This window comes from Streptomyces sp. NPDC036815 (assembly GCF_055609205.1).
In genome coordinates this window covers 1-20400 of record NZ_JBVJPW010000032.1, presented here as the reverse complement: position 1 = coordinate 20400, position 20400 = coordinate 1, and the positions used below count along the sequence as shown (strand labels likewise).

Genomic DNA, 20400 nt, shown 5'->3' with positions numbered 1-20400 from the left:
CGCCTGTACGCCGAGCTGCTCGATGCGCTCGGCCAGCACCCGCACCGTGAACCTGCCAATTGCCCGAACTCAGCCTCCGCAGATATAGATGAGCTCCTCACCTTGTGGCCACACCAGCGTCAGCAGGCCAGCCCCATCATGAGCCTTCGCCAGTTCGGCCACGCGTTCCCGGATCACGGCCTCGCGTCGTTCCAACTCCTCCAGCAAGAACACAATCACCCCACCCTCCTCACCGAGCACCCCCGACCAGACCGCACCGGCAAACACCCAGGTCAGCCAGCCACTCGAAACGAACCGGCCCCCTCCGCATGCTGCCCAGTGCAACAGCGCTCGAGCGAACCGCGGTGGCCGGACGGCGAGAGAGACAGGGCGGCCACTTCAAGCCGACCAGCGTGTTCCGGTCAAAGCTGACGTACAGCCATTCGAACCTGACTTGTACACGTAATCTGTAAAGCACGCCCACCTGCGGCACGCCCGTACGTCGTCACTAGGTGGCTAAGTACTTCTAGAGGCCCCGGGTCCCGAACTCCCCACACCTGACACCGGCACGGGTTCGCGTATGCACCGACTCAGCCTCACTGAATGATCTTTTCATCCCCCCACATGCAGTCAAGCGACAGCCGAAAGGCGCCACTTGACGCCGGGTCCGAGGGCAGTGCTCGACCTGCCTGCGATGAAGGGATGGAGATTGCGAAGATATTGTTGGGTCTCGGCGCTGGTCACGGTCGTTGCATTGATGCTGACAGCTCTTCCGGCCAGTGCCGTGACAGACGATGTGCGCGAGTTCACCAAAACTCGATTCGCTATGCCGCAAGGTGCTCAAACCCCCCAGCCAGGGGTGCAGAAGCGGGGACATGTCAGCCCAGAGAGTTCGGCAGAGGCGAAACGTCGCACCGACTACGTGAAGACGCTCCCCCAAAGGACCCGAGCAGCAGACGCGGTGAACATGAGCGAATGTTGGGACGCGATGGCGCCCTCAACAGGCGGCGAGGACACCCTCGCTCACTTCACCTGGTGCAAGGTCGGGATCTTCACTGTGGAAGACGTTCGATGTGACCCCAGCTGCAAGACTGTGGGATCTGTCAGCTTCCGTATGTCCATGATGGGAATGGGCAACCAGGGGTCGAATGCAACGGAAGATCGCAAGATCCGCGCCTGGGTCATGCTCGATCAGGCCGTAATATCGACGCCGCCCCCTGACCTGACCAAGCAGTTGCGGTTCGCCCCGGACTGCTCCACGACGAACAGCAACACCACGTGCAAACCCGGACCTGAGACTGGGGACACTTTCACTCTGGGTGACTGGTCGCGATTTGGTGGGCTCAGCACCAACATCGACTTCACCCTCCCGCCGGGCACCGCCACGGACACGGAACGAATTGCGTACGGCGACTTCACATTGACATCTCAAGTCCTGGGAAACCCTGCGAATACAGACAGTCTCATCCTCGGCCCGGAAAGCGGGTTCCGCTGCGACTCGTCCCCCTCGGTTAACTACCACGGATGCGTTTTCCCTGACGTCATCTCGCAGTTCTGGCTGAAGGCCACTCCAGATGTCATAGAGGAAGCGAACCATGTCTGGAAGGCTCAGAACCAGTCAGACCTCACCCTCCCCATCTCGCCAGATGGCAAGTCCATCCCAGGGTCCCGGAAGACCGGGAAGCCCTTGGAACGTCTCACCCATGCCGCATCAAAGAAGGCCAACAACGACAAGTCTGCACGCTATTGTCGCGAATATTGGGGCAGGGGGTATTCGCAAGGAAACACCAAACAGTGCGATGAGTACCCCTTCCAGTCGACCTGGCAAGGCTCATCCGTCGGCGGCTCGGCCACTAAGCACTTCTCCGTCGAAGTCATCGACCGGGAACAAAACCGAGTGGGTGGCGATCACCTCAGCGCCTTCTACAACAGCCAGCGCATCATCGAGCAGGACAAGTTCTATGTCGATGTGCTCGCAGCTGACGGCAGCCCATACCAGGGCGCCGGTGCACCTAGCGGCGTTGCCGCCCCCGTCAAGTACAGCAGCTGTGACGACTCCACCCTGGTGGAAGCGAAGCAAGTGGAAACCGCGGCGTATCCGCAGGACGTGTTCAATAAATACGCTTCGACTACCGCACGTGGTTGGACCGGCGGTGACTCGACATACAGCGTCACCCTCCCGGACGGACGCCGACTCTGGCTATTCTCCGACACGTGGCTGGGCCCTCTGAAGGCCGACGGCACAAGACCCACGAACGCCCCCTTCATCAACAGCTCGATCGTCAGCCAAGTCGGCGACAACCTGGAAACGACCGCGGGCGGCACGACCGGCAATCCAACTGCGCTCATGCCACCTCCGGCAGACAACCACTGGTACTGGCTGGGGGACGCCCTCGTGGCCGATGTGGGAGGAAAGAAAAAGCTGCAAGTTGTGTTCCACGAGTGGTACAAGTTCGGCGACGGCGCCTGGGACTTCGGCTTCTATCGGGCACTAGTCGCCACCTTCGACCCCGGCGACCTATCGTCTCCAGAGTCCATAGCACCCCTCCCCTCCAGAGCTGACGTGCAGTGGGGTGCTGCAGTCATGTCACCCAAGCAAAGCGACGACGGCTACACGTACATATACGGCGTCAATGACGCACCGGTGAACAAGAAGATGAGAGTCGCCCGCGTCAAGGGGAGCAACATTGCCGACGCTAGCAAGTGGCAGTATCTCAACACCGAAAAAGGCGCGTGGATGTATGGTGAGACCGAAGGGAACGACACGACGGTCGGAATCGCCAACGAATACAGCGTGACCCCGCACAATGGCAACTTCGTCTTGGTCAGCCAGGACAGCACCGAAGCATTCAGCGGAAAAATTAGAATGTGGCAAGGCTGCGATCCATACGGACCGTTCGGATCATGGGTGGGTCATGACGAGGTCTACCGGATGCCCGAAGGGGGCCCCGTGCCCTTCGGGGACTGCGTGGCCGCAGGTAAGGAAGAAGACGGCAGGTGCTTCTCCTACAACGCGCACGTCCACCCCTCCCTAGCCTCCGGAGACCGATGGACCCTGTCCTACAATGTCAACAACTTCGACACAAGGGTCTCCCCGGAGGGTGCCCACTTCCGCGATCCCACCATCTACAGACCCCGCTTCGTCTCGTTCAAGCTGATCTCCACCGGAACGCTAAGGTCCAAGGCCAAACTGTCCTACTCCGCTAGTAGGCCCAGTAGAGCGACGACCTTTGCATGCCGCCCCAACTCGCCCCCCATTGCCGGAACCTTCTCAATGAAGGCTGGCCCGCCCTGCGCATGAGGTGAGAGGTGGGTGCGTGGCGCCACGCAAGAGGGAAAGTCACGCACCCACGGCGGCGGAACACCGCGCAAACACGAGGATATCCACGAGCGGGGTGGAGCCACTACAACGCCTCTCTTGCGGTGCTAGAGCAAGCCGCGCGACGATGCTGCCATGACGATCAATGACGCCTGGTATGGGATCGAGGAGTGGCTACGGAGTCAGGCTCCCGCAACACACGCGTCACTTCCCGAGCCAGCCAGCCACGATGATCTGGCCGCCGTTGAGCGACAGCTGGGCATGCCTTGTCCGGACGAGCTTCGAGAGTCGCTCCTGCGACACGATGGGTCAGGAGAGCTGATCCTGCCCATTTTCTACCGATTCGCCACCGCTCGGCAGATCGAGTACGAATACCGGCAGATGGTGGCAGCCGATGAGCGCCGCACGCAGCAGCTGAGAGAACAGCACCAGGAACGCCCCCATCAGTTCCCCAACCCCTTACCGGGTGAACATCTGGTCTGGAACCCGAAGTGGATTCCTGTCTGTTATGACGAGAGCGGCAACCTCTTGTTCATCAGCCAGGTCGAGGATGAGACCCTTGGCAAGATCGGCATATTCGATGTCGACTCCGGCGGATCCTTCGATGACAACCCGGCATTCCTGACGCTGACTCATCTCATGCAAGCAGCTGGCAACGCTCTGCATGCCGCCCGCTTTGATATGTGGGGCCAGTGGTACCCCTGCACAGACGATGACGGCTTCCTGGAGTGGCGGGAAGCAGACGAGACCTAAGAGGACGTTTTCACCTGGCTTGCTCCGCCTCATGCATCACTTAACTCGCCCCAGGTCTCACGCGGGTCGATTCCCGGTTCGCCGCTACTGCAGACAGCACCATCGAAAGTCATGAGCCAGAACCCAGCGCGGGAGCACAACAACCGGTATACCCAGGTCCCGACGGCTCGCAATCGCTCGCACCGCCGGGGCCGGCAGCTGAACTGCCAGCGTCAGAAGGCGCTGTGCGACGTGATCAGCCGGATGGTCAGCTCCACGGTGCTCAGGTACCACCAGAAGATCCAGTCGAGGAACGCCTCGTCGTACTCACCGCGCTGGTCGGCTCGGCGCTGACGCAGGTCGAATCGGTTGGCGATCTCGAAGAGGGTGCCTTCGTCCTTGCCGAGTTGGTCCTTGATCAGAGTGCGGCGCTCTTCGAGGATGCGGCCAAGGTTGAAGATGGCCGACCGCTTACTCTCGGGTGAGGCATCACGGCTGCGGTAGAGCGCGATGGCGTGGCGGACGCCAGCGGTGATGTCGGGTGGGCTGTCGTTGAGGGCGTGGTGCATCAGCTGGCCGCGGGCGTCGTCGGTGACGGCAACCAGGCGGCCGAGGTCCTCGCCCTCCGCGGCCAGCTCGTACTCGGTGCCGACAGCGCGAAGCAGTTCGTTGACCTTCGCGCGGTACAGGATGCGGGTCGGCCCGTTGTGGAACTCCGAGTGGTGCCAGCCGCAGTTGCAGAAGTCGTGGTAGCGCCGCATCCGGGGACGGCTGACGAGGTCGTGGAAGACCTCGATGAGGCCGTAGAAGGTGTCTTCGTCCCAGGTCTCCGGGGCCAGGGGCCACAGGCCGGGAACCTCCTGACCGCCTACTGGGCGTTGTCCGGCTACGGCCTGAGTGCCTCTCGAGCCGTGGGTGGCTCGCTGCCGCCATGCTCCTCACCATCATGCTGCTGATGGGCTTCGGGCTCCCGAAGGGCTCCCCGAAGCAGGAAGCGACCGAAACCGTACCGCCCGGCGGCGGCAGAGTCACCTTCGAGATCGACAAAGCTGATCCCCAGAACCCCACCGGGGACAGGGTCACCGGCGAGCGCTTCGAGAAGGCCCTGAACGTCACGCTCAACTCGGTGGTGTTCCGCTCCTCCGGCCAGGACCTGACCACCACCGGCACTTACATCGAGATGGTGTCCCGCGTGACCGAGCCGATCCTGTTGGGCTTGGCGGTCCTGGCCGTCCGCAACCGCGTCAAACGCTGACTCCAGCGCACCCACGGTCAGAGACGGCAGAGCGCCGCAGCCACCGGACACCAAAGCAACCAGTGCGCCCGGACAGCCATGAGTCGCCGCACGGAAGATTTCAGTGCCCAGGTCACAGTCCCGCCCACTGAAATCTTCCGTGCGGCCTGGCACTTACACCTGCGCTCGTCGGTTCGGACGGCGAGGACAGGTGGCGGCTATGTGGTCGTGGGGAGGATGCAGTGCTGTTCGGCATCGGTATCGAGACACCCGGGATATCGGAGAGCGCCCGCCGCAGGTTGGTGACGAGCCGTCTGCTTGCCGAAGATCATGTCATCGGGCGGGACTGGGTGCCGTCGAGGGAGATGGCAGTTTAGTCTCATCGATGCTGAGGGTGCTGTCTATGGCAAGGCTGCCTGAAACCTGATCACGTCCGCATTGACGATGACTTGACGACCCGCAGGAGCCCTCGCTAGCGGTGGCCTACCGCCACGGGGTCTGGGCGCGCTGGGCCTCTCGCTGTGCGGAGAGAGCGTCTGCTCGGGCCATGGACAGGAGGTGGACGAGCCGCCCGGCTGCGTTGGTGGTCCACCAGCAGTGGGCCTCGGGAGAGAACGCGGCCTTGGGGACGTTGTCGATGGCCTCTTGGTAGACGGCTGGTGAGTCGTGCCACTCAGTGTCGGCGATCACCCGCAAAGAGCGAGTCGAGAGACCATCAAGGATGGTGAAGAGCTGAGGGAGAGCGGTCAGGCGGTGTCGGCATTGACTGGCTTGGCGGACACCGCCCGGGTATTGGGCCCAGAGGAGGTACTGGGCCGGCCAGGGCAGATCGATCACCTCGCGCCCGTCGTAGGCCACGACCACCGGCTCGGCCAGGGAAGCGGCAATGCCGGTCACCATTCCTCGCCCCGTGTCGTGCAGTTGATCGACCAGTCTGGTCACCCATGACTCATCGCGAAGGTCGCGCTTGATTCCGCGCTCCAAGGCATCGCGAGCGCGGGCCCATCGCGCCGCGACAGGCGAGGTGTGGTCGTGCTGCTCGGCAGGGGCGAGACACATGAGAGCCCGGAGCCACCCCTCACACCATCGGTCGAATCCGTACTGGTATTCATAACGGGCCGGGCCCGACGAGGTGTCCTTCAGCTCTTGTGCGGCCAGGGCTTCCTCGCAGATCTCCTCCCACATCTCCTGCCAGGGCAGCCGGAACTTCCCAGGCCGACGGCGACGGAAGTCGGAGTCGAGGAGCGCGGCCGTTCCGATCAGCAGTAGCTCCTCCCTGGACTCCCCGTCTCGGTACGCGTCGACATGGCGTTCCGCCAACCGCTCCCGGGCGGCGTCCAGTGACAGGAGCGGCTTGCGCAGCAGACGGTGGGCGTCCTTGGAGTCGCTGCCTCCCGGGCCGTGCATGCCGAATGCGAGAACGTCGCAGTACGCCTCCAGGTCATGTCCGGAGTCGAGCCGATCAGCCAGCGCGCGCAGCGCTTCCATACGTGAGATCAGATGGCGGGCCTGCGTATAGTAGTCAGGGAACGGGCTGGGACAACGCCGACAGCCGCCAGGCTCCGGAACGTCGGCCATGCTGCCGCGGCCCGGTACACGCAGGCTGACACCAGCCCGCTGCGCAGGGACTCGGAACGCCCCGCACTCCGCCGACAGGTGGAGCACTGAGCCGGTCGCTGCCTGCCACAGCGGCACGTCCATGCCTGCCAGGGGACCGAGTGGAACATCGCGTGCCGTTGGAAGAGGAACCTCGTCATCTGCTGCAACGCTCGGGGACATGCTCGTGAGCTCCTGGCTAGGGATACCGGATGTGTGCCACACCAGCCTGTCTTATGCCCGAAGGTCAAGACATGGCTTTGGCCGATCGGATGAAGGAGCACGTGTCATCAACACCGTTCACGCACCCGGACCACAAAAGCCCCGCCTGTGTGAACGGCACCGATCTAGACCACGTAGACGCCAGAAGACGCCTTCGCCCACCTTCAGGGTGTCCCGTACGTCCTCTACAACGATATCGCCTGGCAACGAGAACAGTCTCCGAAAAACCACAGCTCTCGGACCGGTACGTAGGCGAGAGCGCCCCTGCGCATTGGGCCACTGCGATTACCTTGCCAATTGGACTGCGGTGAAGATTCGCTGGCAGCTCACCGTCGACCCCGCCGAAGCCAAATGCCTCGCCCAAACTGCGACCGTCCTGTGAATTCCGTCCTCCCTCTTGACGGTGGCTGTCGACCCCAGCGAGGGCGCCTTCGAAAGAAGGTTTCTAGGTGGTCGGGTTCTGGCTTGCTTTGCTGCGATGGGTGGTCGAACAGACAGCCAGGAGGGCTTGGGGATCGTCGAGGCCGTTGGCACAAGCCTGCCTTTCGACCGCTGTCCACGCCGAGGCCCGCTTCGCGGTTGCCCTGGCTTCCGCTGAGAACAGTTGGGACGACGAGGGCATCGTTGCACGGCTCCTTGAACACCACCGGCTCTCTCGGGCGGGCTAGTTCCCGGCATACTCCGAGACGCCGCCGCAGCTCGCCCTCCGCGGACGAGCGCACCGCCCTTGGCGAAGCACAGGCAGAATACGTCCCCCCTGCCTTTTCGGACTAGCCAACGATGCATGCTGCTGCTCGTGCAGGTTACGCGGCACGGGGACGGGGTTTACGGATGACGTTCTCCGGCGGGAAGTGTTCGGTGCCAAGAACTTCGGCGGCATGATGGATTCGGACCGTAAGATCGGGCATCCCCCGGAGCGGGTTCAGGTCTACTTGCCGGTGCTCGTCAGCCCAGATCGTCAGGACTGACAAGCTCGGAAGCTTGGCGCGTACGACTGCGAGGTCGTCGCCAAGCCGCCACTTGCCGAGCCAGAGTTCGGTGATCTGGGGCACCTCCGGTAGCTGCTCCAGCATGGAGGGCCCCGCACTGCCGACGAACACGAGGTCCTCAAGTGCGCCCAGCTCCGTGATTCGGGCGAAGTCTCTGGGGCGGCCTGAGAGGTCCAGCCTGGTGAGGTTGGGCCAGCGAGTGATGCCGTCCAAGGAGAGCTTTCTGCACACCTTTGGGCCGAGGATTAACTGAGTCAGGTTAGCGTCGACGGGCAGAGCGCCGATCCGGCGTTCCGGCAGCTCCATATCGAGACTCAGCATGTCGAGTTCGGCCAATGTCTTGAGGCCCTCGATACGTACCGATCCGCACCCGTGGATCTCCAAGGCTCGCAGGGGAACTTCGGTTAGGGGCGTCAAGTCGCTGATGTTCGGGCATGTGAAGAGCCCGAGACGGGCCAGATTCAGATAGGGGCGCAGGAAGTCCAGAGCTCGCACGGTGTGGTTCCGGTCGATGTTCAGGACTCGGAGGTTCTCCTTTGCGAAGGGCGCCGTCATCTCCGTCCCCGTGAAGTCGCCGATGAAGGCAGCCCGCTCGAGGGGCCGCAGATGGGGCAGTTCCTGCAGTTCCTCTCTGGTCCGAATGGTCACGGTGGAGAGATCGGGTATGTGGGCGAGTATTTCGCGGGCGTAGTCGTGGGTGTCGAAGTTCGTCCACGCGTTCGAAAGGGTCCAATGCGCCGAGCGGTGTGTGCGGAATTTCTTCAACAGGGCCAATGCTGCTGTGCCACCGATGAGTTCGGCGGTATGGATCACAGCCGCCGCTTCGTCGTCGTCCAGGCCGTCGGGTCCCGGCAGGACGTGGAGGATGACCGGCCCGGCGAGGGCGAGGATCTCCGCCTCGTCCTGGCTGCGTGGGGGCACCAGGGCTGCGGCGCGCTGTTCGACTTCCTCGCGTACGCCGGGGTCGAGCTCGGTGGCGTACTCAAGACACGCCGCAGCGAGCACGTGCAGTCGGGTTCGGTGTGTGGGTGTGCGGTCCCCCCGGGCTATCAGTCGGTGCAGCAGGGTGACACGCTCCTGGGGGCGTGCGTGGGCGACCGCCATACGTACGACGTCTTCCCACTGGTCGTCGTGAGCGTTGCGTATCAGGAGCGGGATATCTCGGGCGTCGAGGACGGCTTTGGCTCCGAGGAAGTCCTGGAACGTGCGGTGAACAAAGTCGATGGTGTCCGCAGCGGGGGTGCGCAGAAGGCCGGAGCGGGCCAGCAGGTGAGTAAGTACACCGGCGGAGTCGCTCTGCCGGGCGACCTGCGGCATGGCGAGCAGTGCATCCTCGATAAGGTCGATCGCCGTGCTGCGGCTCATCTCGGTCTGGCCGTTGCGGATAAGCCAGTACGCGAGGCGTTGCAGCAGTTGGACACTTTGGTGCTCGGTGAGGACAAGGCTCTCGGGAGCGTCGATGCCGCGTTCGCGGTCACGACGCATCAACAGCATGGACAGGGCTGCCTCGTAGAGTTCCATGCGGCCGTGCGGGAGGTGACCGCGTCTGTCGCGGTTGAGCGCGCACACCAAGGCGCACAGCAGTGGGGTGCTGGCGAGTTGGGCGAGATCCTGCTGGGACCGCACGGTGTCCCGCAGCGTCTCTTTCAGCGAGGCAAGGTAGGAATTCTCCTCCGCGGAACTCGTATCGTCGGCTGCGGCGGTGTGCCAGCGGGCGATGAATACGGACACGTCACCGGCGCGCATCGGGCAAATGGACAACTCGGTGAATCCGTACTCCGCCAGCCATCCATCGGGCACTGCGGACGGTCGGGTGGTAACGAGGTAGGCCGACTGAGGGTAGGCGGCCAGCAACTCGAGTAGCCACTGCCGGGTACGTGCCCGCTGTTCCTGGGGAATCTCATCCAGGCCGTCGATGAGGAGCAGGGCGCGTCCACCGGCCAGTGCCCGGTCCGTCCAGCCAGTCGGCTGCGCCACGTGCAGGGGGCAGCCGACGGCGGCCAGATACTCCTGCGGACCGGGCAGATCTCCTCTGCGGACCAGAGTGCGCAAGGGCAGTACAAAGGGCACACAGCCCTCCAGATGCGCTAGTTCGTCCGGCAGGTCCTGACGAGCGGTCATGACGGCGAGCCACTGCAGCAAGGTGCTCTTGCCACCACCAGCCAGCCCGCGAAGCACGGTGCGTCGTCGCCCTGCCAGAGCCTGCTCGGCCCGCTCCGCTCGCACCTCCGTGCCGACGCCCGCGAGGTCGAACTTCCAGACCTGGTCGGAGGGCTTGGTCCGCACTCCCGGTTCGGGTGCTGTGCGAAGTGCGAGTTCGAGACTGAGGTAGGAGGTATCCAGTGGCCACGACGCCCGATCCGACTGGGAAAGCGCCAGGCCGATGACAGACAACTGCCCGTGCCGGTGTTCCACGTACTGGCGGTACCGTTCTTCGAATCGCGTGTCCGCGTCGTCGACCGCCGTCTTGCCGACAGGTGCACGGCTCGGGACGGGCTCCTCCAGCAGCGCCCGGCGGCGCTGTGCGAGCAGTGGCCCGGCGTCGGTACCTAACGCACGGGCCAGGGCGACGACGGTGGCTTCGCTGGGCACCGTGGAGCCGTTCAGCGCCCGGCTTGCGGTCGTGTGCCCGAGCCCTGCCCGCAGTTCCAGTCCGGACATCGACAATCGGCGCTCTGCCCGCAACTGTCGCAGCTGTGCCTTCAGCTCGACGAGCTCGTCCCGGATGCCCCCGCTCACTCGGTCTCCCCCTCCAGCCAGCCTTGGCCCCCTGGTACCTGTCCGTTCATCATCGTCCAATCGCATGCTGCCGCACGTCCGTCTCGCCATCTTCGCTGCGACAAAACCTCCCGCTACGGAACGGAAGAGAACCGTGCCTGTATCACCAACCACCGTGACGCTGCTGACTCTTGTGATGCTCGTCGCCGCGCTTCTCGCACTCCTGGCGGCCGTCGGCGCCGGCCTGCTGGCCCGCATGGACGGTGCCACGCTGCCCGCCGCCCTATTGCGTGCCGGTGTCGCCTTCGGCGGCACCTTGACCCTCATCACGGCGCTGCTCGCCCTGGGGATCAGCACCCTGATGTGACCCCCTGCGAGGCCCGGTCGGTGTTTCTAGTCCGCACGGGCCGCATCGAGGCCGGCTCGGACATGACGAAGGACACAGCCGGGATTGCTCGCCGGGACCGCCCGCCCGCGCCTCGACCCCGTCGATCAACGCCTGTTAACCGACGGGCGGGCCAAACTGCACTCCGCCTGACAGGCCGTGCAGCACCTCATCGAAGGAGAGAACACGAAGTGAGCGACCACGTAACACGCATCACCACCGCCGCCCACCACGTGACCGTCTCCAGCGACACGAAGGCCGTCACGGGCTGGGTAGTGTGCTACTTCGGATTGTGGTGGAACGCCATCGAGACGGCGGGTCCGGAGGCGGGTTCAGTAGGGGCCGCCAACGTGGGACGAAGCGATGGTGATCCTGTCCGAGCCGGTCAACGCCCCTGCGGCCGTCAGCAAAGCCACCTAGAGCGTGTCTCTTTGACGGATTGATCAGTTGGTCGGATGTGTCTGTCCGATTGGTGATCACTGATGCGATGTGGGCCCGGATCGAGCCGCTGATGCCGGCCGAGTCAGTCCGTGGACGACGGTGGGCCGACCACCGCCGGACCCTGGAAGCGATCGCGTGGAAGTACCGCACCTGCTCACCCTGGCGCGACCTGCCAGAGGAGCTCGGCTCCTTTCAAACCGCACACAATCGCCTGATCAGGTGGGCTATGGACGGGACTTGGCAACAGGTCCACGCGGTGGTTCTTGCAGTGGCTGATGCCGATGACGATGTGGGCTGGACGGTCTCCGTGGACTCCACCGTCTGCCGGGCTCACCAGCATTCGGCAGGGGCCAGGAAAAGGGGGCGCCCGGCAGATCCGAGCCCGACGACCACGCACTCGGACGCTCTCGCGGCGGCTTGAGCACGAAGGTCCATCTGGCCAGTGACAGTCGGGTAAGACCTCTGTCCATCCACATCACCGCGGGACAGGCCGGTGACGCGCCGGCCTTCGAGGCAGTCATGGCCGGAATCCGGATCCCGCGGTGCGGGCTCGGCAGGCCAAGAACCCGCCCTGCGGTCGGCCTCGCGGATCGCGCCTACTCTTCCCGCGCCATTCGTTGGCACCTTCGTCGACGCGGCATCCGTGCGGTCATCCCGCAGCCCGCCGACCAGATCGGCCACCGTCTGCGGCGAGGTCGCGCCGGTGGACGCCCGCCCGGCTTCGATGCCGAGACATACAAGGAGCGCAATACCGTCGAGCGGTGCATCGCCCGACTCAAGCAGTGGCGCGGCCTCGCCATGCGGACGGACAAGCTCGCCATCGCCTGCGAGGCCGCGCTCCACCTTGCTGCCATCCTCATCTGGACCAGGCGATGAAGAGGGTGTCCGAAGGGTTCGTCAGGCTGGCCCGTGAACGACGAGTCGGTTCTGCTCGCCATCAAAGATGTCGGCCAGGACGTTGGCCTCCGGTCGGTGCCCGTCAAAGAGACCTTGCTGGTCGACGTGCACGATCAGGATGTCGTGGCTGTCGATCACCTCAGAGATGCCCCGGGTCTCGATCGTGTCCGACCACGCGTCCAGGTTCCGACCGAACCACTCCGGGAGCCCGCACGGCTCGCTCACCGCATCCCAGAAGTCGTCGAGTGTCTCGATCAGCCGACCGCGTAGGTCAACAATCAGCTCGCTGTCCGTCATCGCAGCAGGCTAACCAGCCTCATCACAGGCGCTCATCGGCCAAAGAGACAGGCTCTAGGCGAACTGGTGTCTGCGGTACGTGAGAGACGGCGACCTGGTCACCGCCACCCAGCCCCGCGATCAGCTCGCCTACCGGTACGAGCCCGGACACCTCCGCATCGCTAGAGCCACGGAAACCCCGGTGGCGTTGGCCGCCACCCGGCTCGCCCGCGAGATCCTGCGCGACAACCTGCTGGCCGAGGGGTGGTCGAATCTGCTCGCCTCCGCCGTCACATGCGCGGGTGAAACCGTCCTCACCCTCTGCGGAACGGGGGTCGGGACGACCTGATCGCGGGACTCGCACTTCTCTCGTGGGACTACGTGAGTAGGCCATTGCTGGTCATCACTTCTGGGATTGAGCAGCTCGGGACTCCGAGGAGAGCGGCGGCGCGGCTCTCCTGCGCTGCTCGTTGCCTGTCCCGACGCAGGGCCGTTTCCCGGGCTTCGGGGACTACGGCGTCGCCGAAGGTGATTGCCGCTGAGGAAGTGACGGGTGACATCGAGTACCGGATGGGAGAGCGGCTGGAGCGTGCGGGCAGGTGTAGACGGGCGACACCATCCGGAAGCCCGGTGCGTACCGCCCCGTGCCAGCGAATCCACAGCGCTGGGTGCCCGCGGAGGGCTTCATCGCGAAGCTTGTCCACGCCGGTACTGGCGTCCTTTCGGTCGATCTCGATGGCGACCGGGGGGCCGTTCTCACGAACCACGCGGAGATCCAGATAGGCCAACCAGGGTGGCGACCAATACGTGACGCAGCCTCCATGCACCCTGCGAGGTGGGTCGATGTAGCGCATGGGTTCCTCCGCGTAGCACCGCCAACCTGAGGCACGTGCCCACCTGGCTACTGCCAGGGTGATACATCGGGTTGCCTCCGGGCCGGTGAGCCCGGTGAAGGCGAGTCTGGTTTCCGAGAGGTAGGTACGCAAGGCACTGGCGAGGATCACAGATTCGCCATCCGCCGTAGGTTCGCTGGCCATCCGCGGATTCTCTCCCCCAGCACTGACAACGGCCGGGCCAGCGCCCCTGGGTAGCGGAAACATGCAGGAGCGCGCCAAACGAGACTGGCTGAACGTACTTCCGCAAGCTGAACCCGCCGAGCACAAAAGCCCCGCATCGTCAACAACAAGACGCTCGTGCAACTGGCCACGACACCTGCCACTCCCCGTCAGTCAGCCCAGCAGGACGCCCTCTGGTGAGCAGACTCTGACAGCCTCTGCCAACCGCATGACAGGCCTCGCCGGAGCAATCCGACGAGGCCCGTCGGATCAGACCCCCCTCCACGCAGAACCCCCGCTGCGCCATGCCACCTGAAGTGCCTCACGTGTCACGCCGGTGTCACCAACCCCGTAGACACTCCCGGATGACGGGGAACACGCCTCCACAAACGGCATCGTTTCAAACTGCGTGGACGCCAGAAGACGGTTCTGCCGACCTGTGCCATGTGGTACCCAGTGAGGCACCAAGGATCAGGACCGGGGCGTCCTCCGGCCCGTCAAAGCGGTATTGCAGGGTGTTCATCGGTGTCTCACTCACCCGCCAGACCCTCTCATCAGTCACCTGCACACCCTCATCCAGGTCTGCCCCTGGCCCCAGCACGCGGCCACATACGCCCGGATGATCCGCGCCGACCACGCCCGCCGCAGCCTGCGCCTGCACGCCGAGCGCCTGGCCCAGGCTGCGGTCGACACCGCCCTGCCCGACCGCGCGAGGGCCACCGTCCACCAGGCCGACGCCCTCGCCCGGTTCCTGGACGACCTCTCCGGCCGCTTCACCCCGCACCCCGGCTCCCTGCCGCGCGCCTCGCTGCCGCCGGCGCCCGCCAGGGACACCGGCGAGGAAGCCCTCGACGAGGAACGCCTCCTGATCGCCACCGCGACCGCGTACCCCGCCGAGACCAGCCAGATGCGCTGGCTCATGCCCGGGGACTTCGCGCTCCCCCTGCACGCGGCACTGTGGCAGTGCCTCACCGCGCTCACGCACCGCGGCGAGGCCGTCGACCCGATCACGGTGCTCTGGGAAGCCCAGCACCGCGGCCTGCTCGCACACGACATCGCCCCCGCCGACCTGCTGACCCTGCTCTCCACGCCGGTCGGCTTACACGAACACTGGGGCGAGAAGGTCCTTGAGCGTGCCCTGCTCAGCCGCGCACAGACCACCGCCGTCAAAATCACCGCCCTCACCCATGACCCGGCGAACAGCCCCCACCAGCTGATCACCGGCAGCCGTCGGGCGCTGGCCGAGCTGACCGCCGTGCGCTCCCGCTGGCACCAGGCCACCGGCCCGGCCACGCCGCGCACCGCCCGCCCGGCCCGCTCCCCGGCTGCCCCTCGGGCCGGGCCGCCTCCGCGGGCCGCCCCGCTACCCGTCCGAGCCACCCGCTAGAACCCCCGGTCCGGGCCGACCTCCGCATCGGTCCGGACCGGCGAAACGGGCCCTATATGCCCGACGTCTCCGGCGACACTCTGCGTTTCAAGAAGGCCGCTGACGGCTCCTACACCACGCCCAAGGGCTACTCGAAGGAGCTGAAGAAAAACGCCGACGGCACCTACACCGTCACCAACTGGAAGTCACACACCAAGGACACCTACAACGAGCACGGCACCCTGACCAAAGTCACCGACAAGAACAAGGGCACCATCACCGTCACCAGCACGACCAGGGCAAAGAGCACAAGGGCTTCAAGCTGACCGAGACCCGCTCAGGGCGCTGGATCGACCTGCTCAAGACCGACGCCTCGCAGTGGCAGGCCAAGGACAACTCCGGCCGCACCGCCGTCTTCGACCTCGACCCGGATGGCAACCTGCACAAGACCACCGACGCCGAGGGCAAGACCACCACCTTCGGCTACGACCCCTCCCGCCGCCTGGAGAAGATCACCACCCCCGAAGGCCGCGTCACTGTTTTCACCTACGACGACGCCAACCGCGTCACGTCGATGCTGCGGGCCACCGAGCTGAACGGCTCCGGCCACACTGGCCCCACCTGGACCTACAAGTACAGTGCGGAATCGCCGACCGTGGCCGGCACGACGACCGTCACGGACCCCGAGCAGCACGCCACGAAGTACAAGCACGACGGCGACGGCCAGGTCGACGAGGTCACCGACGCGCTCGGGCACAAGCGATCCACGAAGTTCGACGCGAACCACAACATCGACACGACCACCGATGCGATGGGCACCGGCACCACCCCCGGCAACGTGTCCGACTACGGGTTCAACACCCGCAACAACCTGGAGAGCATCAAGTCCCCGACCGGCGGAAAGTCGGTCACCAGCTGGCAGACGGTCGCCGGTGGCGACAAGCCCAAGGACTCCACCAACGCCGACGGCGAGAAGACGTCCTTCACCTACGACACGGCCGGCAACACTAAGTCCGTCGCCCAGGCCGGCACCGGCGGCGGCAACGTCTCGTACACCTACAACCCCGCCACCCCGGACTGCGGTGGCTTCGAGGGCCAGCGGTGCACGGCCCAGACGAAGATGTCGTCGACGAAGACGGTGAAGACGTCCTTCAGATACGACGACAAGGGCAACCTGGCGAAGGTGACTCCGCCCAAGCCGCTGGGTGAGACCACGTACACCTACGACGCGTTGGGCCGCACCGAGACACTCACCGACGGCCGCGGCATCAAGAAGGTCTTCACCTACGACCACCTGGACCGCATCAAGACGGTGTCTACGACCAACGACACGGTCCGCTACCACTACGACGGTGACGGCAACGTGCGCCAGCGCGACGACTCCACCGGCACCGTGAAGTACGACTTCGACCCGCTCCAGCGCGAGACGGTCCGCACTCTCCAGGACGGCTCCCAGACCCTGCTCGCCTACACGCCCGTGGGCAACGTCGACTACTACCAGGACCCGGCCGGCAAGACCGACTACACCTGGAACGAGGTCAACAAACTCAAGGAGTTCAAGGACCCGCAGGGCAAGACCACCACGTACAAGTACAACAACAACGACATCCGCACCCAGACCACCTACCCCGGCGGCACCGTGCAGACCGTCGATGTGGACAAGGCGAGCCGCCCGGAGAAGATCAAGGCGACCTCCCCCAAGGGCACCCTGGTCGACCTCACCTACACCTACGGCTACGGCACCGACGCCAAGACCGACGGCGACAAGATCCGCACCACAGCCGACGCAGTGACCGGCATGAAGACCAGCTACACCTACGACGGTGCGGGGTGCTTTTTTTACGCCGAGGAGAAGAAGGGCTCGACCCTCAACTTTCCCTGGCAGTACTGCTACGACCTGGCCGGGAACCTCACCAGTCAGGGCATCGCCGAAGGCTGCCCTCGCGGCACGACGTACGCCATCAACGACGCTCAGCAGATCAACGCGAAGAATGACTCGACCACGAACTGGTCGTATGACGCCGAAGGCCATGAGACGGCTGGCGCGTCCACGCCGGAGGGCACCCGCACCGGCGAGAAGTGGTCGGATCACAGCCAGCTCACCTCCCTCACCGTCGGAGGGAAGACCTACGAGGGCCGGTACGGGTCGACCGACCAGAGTGAGCGCGTCAAGCTCGGCGACATCTATTTCCACAACGGGCCGCTCGGCCTGTGGGCGACCTCAACTGCCGGTGTGGACACGGGATTCAACCGTGAGCCCGGGGGCACGTCGAACTCCATGACCCGGGACGGGAAGACGTACTTCTACCTCACCGCCGCGCTCGGCTCCGTCGTCGCGGTCACCGACGAGGCCGGCGAGAAGGCCAACACGTACTCCTACAGTCCCCGTGGCGTTACCCGATCCGCGAGCAGCGAGAAGACGTCTCAGCCCTACCGATTCGCGGGCGGGTACCAGGACGTGACCGGGCTCTACCACTATGCGGCCCGCTACTACGACCCCAACATCGGCCGCTTCACTCAGCCTGACCCCTCCGGCCAGGAACAGAACCCCTATCTCTATGCAGCAGGGGATCCTGTCATCAAGATAGATCCCACTGGCCTTTTGCCCGAGTTCCTCAAAGCAACCGGCCGGTTCCTTAAGGACAAGGGCCCGCGATTTCTGGGCAGGGCCTCGAGCGCGGCGCCAGCGGGGGGTTACGCAAAGAAGGCATGGGAAGACACCGACAACTCGCTCAAGGACGAAGCAAAGGACCTGAACAGCTGCTTCAACCCGTACGCGTGGGCGACGGAGTGAGAGGAAACAAAAAGTGAACCCGGAAGAGTACGCCAGTCGCGCGAAGAGCGCTTTGTGGCTTACCTTTTCACTCGCGGTCGCGTTGAACCTGGCCGAAGAACTGTGGCATCCGCCCGGCACCGCCTGGCTCGTCTCACGCATTGCAGTGTCAGTCCTCTTCACAGCTGCTCTGATCGCATGCGTAGTGCCCTGGATAGTTCGGAGCCGGCAACGGAGAGCAAGGGCTGAGTAGACGGCGGCCTCGACCAAGCACCTGGTCGGGGCTGCCGCATGTCCGTAGTTCATTGCCGACGAGCAGGTGAGGGCGCCTGGACGGCCGTTTTGCACGGCGTGGTGGAAGCAGAGGGCCAGTTCCAGAGCGGTCTGGGCGGCTGTCAGTCCGGCATTGGTGATCTCCGTGCGCAGGAGGCGTACGGGTTCGAGGCTGTCCAATGTTCCGGCGTCCCGAACGATGGCGGCGATCTCAGTGGTGAGAGTGGTGGCGCGCAGATCGAAGCCCGTGAGCAGCTGGTCGGCGAGGTGGAGTTCGTCGGCGGCGGCGTTCGGGTCGGTGAAGGCCAGGACGAAGGCGCGCTGGGCCTGGCTGGTGGCGCGCTCACCGGCGATGTTGTGCTGCTCGGCCTGGAGCGGTACGTCGTGGGCAAGCTCAAACGTCCCCGCAAAAACCTCCGCGGGCGCCTGGAACGCGAGGTCAAGAAGCGGTGGCAGCCGCAGATCCGCGCGAAGGCGAGGAAAAGGGCGGCGACCACGGGCGGTCTGGTCATCTCCACCCGCGCCCGATTCGGATTCGAAGCCTCCGGAGGCACGACCGACGACGCCCGCGTACGGGACATCACCCAGGCCCTGCCACCCCAGTGCCTGTTCACCGCCCGCGCGCAGGGCGCCACCGAGCAGCAGCTCCAGCAGATCGCGGCCGACGGCCTCGCGCAGATGTACTTCCGCGCCAACAACACCCGCGCCCACGGACTGGGCGTGGAACTCACCGACGTGCAGCGGCTCGACATCAAGCTGTGATCACCCGCCCATGACAAGGGGCCCCGAACCGCGCGCGGTTCAGGGCCCCTCCGTATACCACCGCCGGGTCAGCCGGCGGCGGCCTTCTCTTCGGCAAGCCTCTTCCTGACCTGCTGGTAATCCACGTACGTCACGGTGGGCAGCGCATTGATCCGGGCGAGCGTCTCAACCGTGTCGTCCTCAAGTATTTTTTCCTGCCCTACAAAGAAGTTGGCTTCGTGAGTGGCTTCTTCGCCGCAGCCGGCGGTGCGGCGGCTGCAGTACCCGCCGTGCAGGCCAGTGCTGTGACTACTCCAAGGGCGGTGGCCCTCAGCTTCAATGTTGATTTCATGGCCCTCGTATTTTCGATCTTTGAGTCGAGCCGAGGGGGCTGTGATTTCGCATTGACGTCTGCGCGTACCCCCCCCCCGGCCAGGCGGTCGGGCACACCCGTACGGGCTGCGCTAGTTGGAACGAGTTGTCGACATAGCTGCCCGGCGTCCACACCCGCTACTCCGCGGCCTGGACGTCGCCGTCGGCGGTGTTGCGGTACGCGGGCAGCCCCACCTCATACGCCAGCCGCGCGGCGTCTTACGCCGGTCCCGCAGCCGGGCGGTGAGCTCTTGGCCGTCCGGCAGGACCACCAGCACGGCCGCCCAAGGGCGTGGTTGTCATGCGGGCCTCTGTCCGCAGGCCCGGTCGGGTCGGTGGGCGTGGTGCGCCATGGCGAGTTCGGGCGCAGTCCAGGTGCGGGCGGGGGTGGCTTGGTGGTGCCGCGCGCACATCAGGTGCGGCGGCCGGTGAACCCAGGCGGTGTCGGTGGCGCCGTGGCTGTGGTGGCGGGCGCGCAGGGTGCAGGCGCGGACGGGCTGCTGCCCGGCCTCGAGCCGTTTCCAGCGTGCTGTGGCCGTCTCGGTGTCGTGGGCGTCGTCCAGCAGGGCGAGATGGGGGCAGGGCGCGCCGTAGATGGGGGAACGGAATGCGGGTCAGGTTGGCGAGGTGCTGCTCCACGAACGCCTTCGGGCGCTCGATGCACCCCTCGCGTTTCTCGGGACGCACCGCGCTCATCACGACTTGGGTAGCTGCCCTGGTCGTGACAGCGGGCGGGCCCGCGGGTGCTGAGTCTCGCCTGTCGGCAGGGACAAGTCGCAGTGGTTCGAGCGCCGGGACCAAAGTCCCTTTGGTGGGACCTTGGTCCCTTTTCTTATTTAGATCCTATAACCGCCTTCTGCGGCGTTTGCGCCATATGGCGCAGTCCTTCAAGATCATCATGGCGCAGGAGGTTCCGCCATATCTCCTGCGCGGATGCGCTTTGAACGTCAGACCGGAAGGGCCTCATGAATATCCGTCAGCGCACTGCGACCGGCATGGTTGCCGCAGTGACTGCCACCTCGCTCATCATCG

General features: G+C 65.0%; 11 protein-coding genes and 3 pseudogenes. 9 read left to right on the top strand and 5 right to left on the bottom strand.

The window, feature by feature from the left end; genetic code table 11:
• Positions 1-69: 69 nt before the first annotated feature.
• Entirely contained in the window at positions 70-219 is a 150-nt protein-coding gene (locus ACZ69I_RS36970; RefSeq protein WP_470836883.1) for a hypothetical protein, read from the bottom strand.
• 727 nt (positions 220-946) lie between these two features.
• Between ACZ69I_RS36970 and ACZ69I_RS36965 the strand changes: the two genes are divergently transcribed.
• Positions 947-3280: a NucA/NucB deoxyribonuclease domain-containing protein gene (locus ACZ69I_RS36965; RefSeq protein ID WP_470836933.1), complete on the top strand. Its 2334-nt coding sequence runs from the start codon at positions 947-949 to the stop codon at positions 3278-3280.
• 153 nt (positions 3281-3433) lie between these two features.
• On the top strand, positions 3434-4051 hold the full coding sequence (locus ACZ69I_RS36960; protein ID WP_470836881.1) for an SMI1/KNR4 family protein: 618 nt from the start codon (positions 3434-3436) through the stop codon (positions 4049-4051).
• Between the two features lie 212 nt (positions 4052-4263).
• On the opposite strand, the pseudogene ACZ69I_RS36955 reads toward ACZ69I_RS36960, so the two are convergent.
• Positions 4264-4887, bottom strand: a pseudogene (locus ACZ69I_RS36955) (hypothetical protein); the annotation flags it as partial.
• Here ACZ69I_RS36955 and ACZ69I_RS36950 point away from each other — a divergent pair.
• Positions 4888-5285, top strand: a pseudogene (locus ACZ69I_RS36950) (pentapeptide repeat-containing protein); the annotation flags it as partial. It lies immediately after the preceding pseudogene.
• A gap of 462 nt (positions 5286-5747) precedes the next feature.
• On the opposite strand, the gene ACZ69I_RS36945 reads toward ACZ69I_RS36950, so the two are convergent.
• Positions 5748-6965: a hypothetical protein gene (locus ACZ69I_RS36945; protein WP_470836880.1), complete on the bottom strand. Its 1218-nt coding sequence runs from the start codon at positions 6963-6965 to the stop codon at positions 5748-5750.
• A 920-nt stretch (positions 6966-7885) separates the two neighbouring features.
• Entirely contained in the window at positions 7886-10810 is a 2925-nt protein-coding gene (locus tag ACZ69I_RS36940) for an NACHT domain-containing protein (RefSeq protein ID WP_470836879.1), read from the bottom strand.
• A gap of 154 nt (positions 10811-10964) precedes the next feature.
• Between ACZ69I_RS36940 and ACZ69I_RS36935 the strand changes: the two genes are divergently transcribed.
• Positions 10965-11156, top strand: a complete 192-nt coding sequence (locus ACZ69I_RS36935; protein WP_470836878.1) for a hypothetical protein — start codon at positions 10965-10967, stop codon at positions 11154-11156.
• Between the two features lie 505 nt (positions 11157-11661).
• Positions 11662-12491 (top strand): IS5 family transposase gene (locus ACZ69I_RS36930; RefSeq protein ID WP_470836932.1). Its coding sequence is split into 2 segments (ribosomal slippage): positions 11662-12000 and positions 12003-12491, totalling 828 coding nucleotides; the frame shifts between segments, so codons are not numbered across the junction.
• 21 nt (positions 12492-12512) lie between these two features.
• On the opposite strand, the gene ACZ69I_RS36925 is transcribed toward ACZ69I_RS36930, so the two are convergent.
• A complete protein-coding gene (locus ACZ69I_RS36925; RefSeq protein WP_470836876.1) occupies positions 12513-12809 on the bottom strand; it encodes a barstar family protein in 297 nt (98 codons plus the stop codon).
• 79 nt (positions 12810-12888) lie between these two features.
• Between ACZ69I_RS36925 and ACZ69I_RS36920 the strand changes: the two genes are divergently transcribed.
• From ACZ69I_RS36920 to tpg, 4 genes and pseudogenes are all read left to right on the top strand, one after another.
• Positions 12889-13137, top strand: coding sequence for a hypothetical protein (locus tag ACZ69I_RS36920; RefSeq protein WP_470836875.1), 249 nt, complete (start codon positions 12889-12891; stop codon positions 13135-13137).
• A gap of 1325 nt (positions 13138-14462) precedes the next feature.
• Entirely contained in the window at positions 14463-15230 is a 768-nt protein-coding gene (locus ACZ69I_RS36915) for a DnaB-like helicase N-terminal domain-containing protein (protein ID WP_470836873.1), read from the top strand.
• A gap of 62 nt (positions 15231-15292) precedes the next feature.
• A pseudogene (locus tag ACZ69I_RS36910) lies at positions 15293-18003 on the top strand (RHS repeat-associated core domain-containing protein); the annotation flags it as partial.
• Between the two features lie 330 nt (positions 18004-18333).
• A complete protein-coding gene (gene tpg / locus ACZ69I_RS36905) occupies positions 18334-19017 on the top strand; it encodes a telomere-protecting terminal protein Tpg (protein ID WP_470836872.1) in 684 nt (227 codons plus the stop codon).
• The last annotated feature ends 1383 nt before the right edge of the window (positions 19018-20400 follow it).

Bases quoted from the DNA above. Each gene is read 5' to 3' on its own strand.
- ACZ69I_RS36965 (WP_470836933.1), top strand. From the start codon at position 947: ATGAGCGAATGTTGGGACGCGATGGCGCCCTCAACAGGCGGCGAGGAC.
- ACZ69I_RS36960 (WP_470836881.1), top strand. From the start codon at position 3,434: ATGACGATCAATGACGCCTGGTATGGGATCGAGGAGTGGCTACGGAGT.
- ACZ69I_RS36945 (WP_470836880.1), bottom strand. From the start codon at position 6,965: ATGGACGTGCCGCTGTGGCAGGCAGCGACCGGCTCAGTGCTCCACCTG.
- ACZ69I_RS36925 (WP_470836876.1), bottom strand. From the start codon at position 12,809: ATGACGGACAGCGAGCTGATTGTTGACCTACGCGGTCGGCTGATCGAG.
- ACZ69I_RS36915 (WP_470836873.1), top strand. From the start codon at position 14,463: ATGATCCGCGCCGACCACGCCCGCCGCAGCCTGCGCCTGCACGCCGAG.